This window comes from Acinetobacter sp. V2 (assembly GCF_001188385.1).
Classification (GTDB): Bacteria; Pseudomonadota; Gammaproteobacteria; order Pseudomonadales; family Moraxellaceae; genus Acinetobacter; species Acinetobacter oleivorans.
The window spans coordinates 175,935-178,859 of sequence record NZ_JZFB01000005.1 but is presented as its reverse complement, the minus strand read 5'-3'; the positions used below and the strand labels follow the sequence as shown (position 1 = coordinate 178,859).

Annotated in this window: 2 protein-coding genes; both read left to right on the top strand. The window is 41.7% G+C overall.

All coding sequences use genetic code 11. The features are described 5' to 3' along the window. Nucleotides 1–455, top strand: a 455-nt coding sequence (locus tag UC75_RS21985) for a carbohydrate porin (RefSeq protein WP_228137423.1), incomplete at its 5' end; no start/stop codon positions are given. Nucleotides 456–628: 173 nt separating this feature from the next. Then, nucleotides 629–2,925: glucose/quinate/shikimate family membrane-bound PQQ-dependent dehydrogenase (locus tag UC75_RS15445; protein WP_228137422.1), on the top strand; the 2,297-nt coding region annotated here is incomplete at its 3' end.

Genomic DNA, 2,925 nt, shown 5'->3' with positions numbered 1-2,925 from the left:
ATTACTACAGCACTGCTGATGCCGAAGAAATTACAAATAAGGCTCAAACATCTCATAAGCAAGGTGTATGGGTAACTGCAAAACAAAAATTATTCCAGCCTGCTGATCAAACAGACCGTGGTTTGACTGGATTTGTGAACCTGACGTTCCACGACTCTGATACCAACAAAATTGATAACATGCAAAATGTAGGCTTAGTCTATAAAGGTTTGCTCAATCAACGTCCTCAAGATGAATTGGCATTAGGTGTTGCGCGTATCCATATCAACGATGATTGGAACGATGTCCAAAATAAAGAATACGACACTGAATACAATACCGAGCTTTACTACGGTATTCATGCGACAAACTGGCTGACTATCCGTCCAAATGTGCAATATGTTCGTCATGTTGGTGCATTAAAAAATGGTGATAACACTTGGGTAGGCGGTATTAAATTCTCAACTGCATTCTAAGCGTAATTACTCTGAAAACGGATTGTCGAGGGCTAAATCATTGATTGAATGATCCTGACCTTCCGTTTTTTCTTTATGCCTGAGTTTTGTTTTAGATGTATTGATAGGCCGATTTTTGATGAAAAGCTTGGCCTATCTTTCCGATAAAAATGATGATTGATAAGAGGTGGTTTATGACTCAACCTACTTCAAGATCAGGTTTAACGACTTTTACCGTAATTATTATTGGGTTATTAGCGTTATTCCTGTTAATTGGAGGTATTTGGCTCGCTACATTAGGCGGTTCAATTTACTATATTATTACTGGTGTATTACTCCTGATTGTTGCATGGCAACTCTATAAGCGCGCATCTACAGCATTGTGGGTGTACGCTGCTTTAATGCTGGGTACCATTATTTGGGGTGTCTGGGAAGTTGGAACAGACTTCTGGGCGCTTGCACCTCGTTTAGATATTTTAGGTATTCTTGGTTTATGGTTATTGGTTCCAGCCGTAACTCGTGGAATCAGCAACCTTGGATCAAGTAAAGTTGCCTTATCTTCAACTCTAGCAATTGCAATCTTGTTGATGGTCTATTCGATTTTCAACGATCCGCAAGAAATTAATGGTGAAATCAAGACACCTCAACCAGAAACTGCTCAAGCAGTTCCAGGTGTAGCAGAGAGTGACTGGCCAGCGTATGGTCGTACTCAGGCAGGTGTTCGTTATTCTCCGTTAAAACAGATTAATGATCAAAACGTAAAAGATTTGAAAGTTGCTTGGACTTTACGTACTGGCGATCTTAAAACAGGTAATGATTCTGGCGAAACGACCAATCAGGTTACACCGATTAAAATCGGTAATAACATGTTTATCTGTACTGCTCACCAGCAATTAATTTCAATTGATCCTGCGACAGGTAAAGAAAAATGGCGTTTTGATCCGAAGCTTAAAACGGATAAATCGTTCCAGCATTTAACTTGCCGTGGTGTGATGTACTACGATGCAAACAACACAACTGAGTTTGCAACGAGTCTTCAAAGCAAGAAATCTGACTCTACACAATGTCCGCGTAAAGTCTTTGTTCCTGTGAATGACGGCCGTTTAGTTGCGGTGAATGCTGACACTGGTAAAGCATGTACTGACTTTGGTAAAAATGGTGAAGTGAACTTGCAAGAGTTTATGCCATATGCTTACCCAGGTGGTTACAATCCAACATCTCCTGGTATCGTGACTGGTTCAACAGTTGTTATTGCTGGTTCAGTAACCGATAACTACTCAAATAAAGAGCCATCTGGTGTAATTCGTGGATACGACGTTAACACAGGTAAACTCCTTTGGGTATTTGATACTGGCGCAGCAGATCCAAATGCAATGCCGGGCGAAGGTACGAATTTCGTTCATAACTCACCAAATGCGTGGGCTCCTTTAGCATACGATGCCAAACTTGATATCGTTTATGTTCCAACAGGTGTAGGTACTCCAGATATCTGGGGTGGCGACCGTACCGAGTTGAAAGAGCGTTATGCGAACTCGATGTTAGCGATTAATGCTTCAACTGGTAAATTAGTGTGGAACTTCCAGACAACCCATCATGACTTATGGGATATGGACGTACCATCACAACCATCTTTAGCTGATATCAAAAACAAAGCTGGCCAAACTGTTCCTGCAATCTATGTATTGACTAAAACAGGTAATGCCTTTGTTCTTGATCGCCGTAATGGTCAACCAATTGTTCCTGTAACTGAGAAACCAGTTCCACAAACAGTTAAACGTGGACCACAAACTAAAGGCGAGCATTATTCAAAAACTCAGCCATTCTCTGATTTGAACTTGGCACCGCAAGATAAATTGACTGATAAAGACATGTGGGGTGCCACTATGCTTGATCAGCTCATGTGTCGTGTATCTTTCAAACGTCTAAATTACGATGGTATTTATACGCCACCATCTGAAAACGGTACTTTAGTTTTCCCTGGTAACTTAGGTGTATTTGAATGGGGCGGTATGTCAGTTAACCCTGACCGTCAAGTTGCTGTGATGAACCCGATTGGTTTGCCATTCGTCAGTCGTTTAATTCCTGCTGATCCAAACCGTGCGCAAACTGCAAAAGGTGCGGGAACTGAGCAGGGTGTACAACCGATGTACGGCGTACCTTATGGTGTTGAAATTAGCGCATTCTTATCTCCGCTTGGTTTACCTTGTAAACAACCAGCTTGGGGCTATGTAGCTGGCGTTGATTTGAAAACTCATGAAGTGGTATGGAAAAAACGTATTGGTACAATTCGTGACAGCCTACCGAACTTGTTCCAGTTACCAGCTGTGAAAATTGGTGTGCCTGGTTTAGGTGGTTCAATTTCTACTGCCGGTAATGTCATGTTTGTTGGTGCAACTCAAGATAACTACTTACGTGCGTTTAACGTTACTAATGGTAAGAAACTTTGGGAAGCGCGTTTGCTAGCGGGTGGACAAGCAACACCAATGACTTA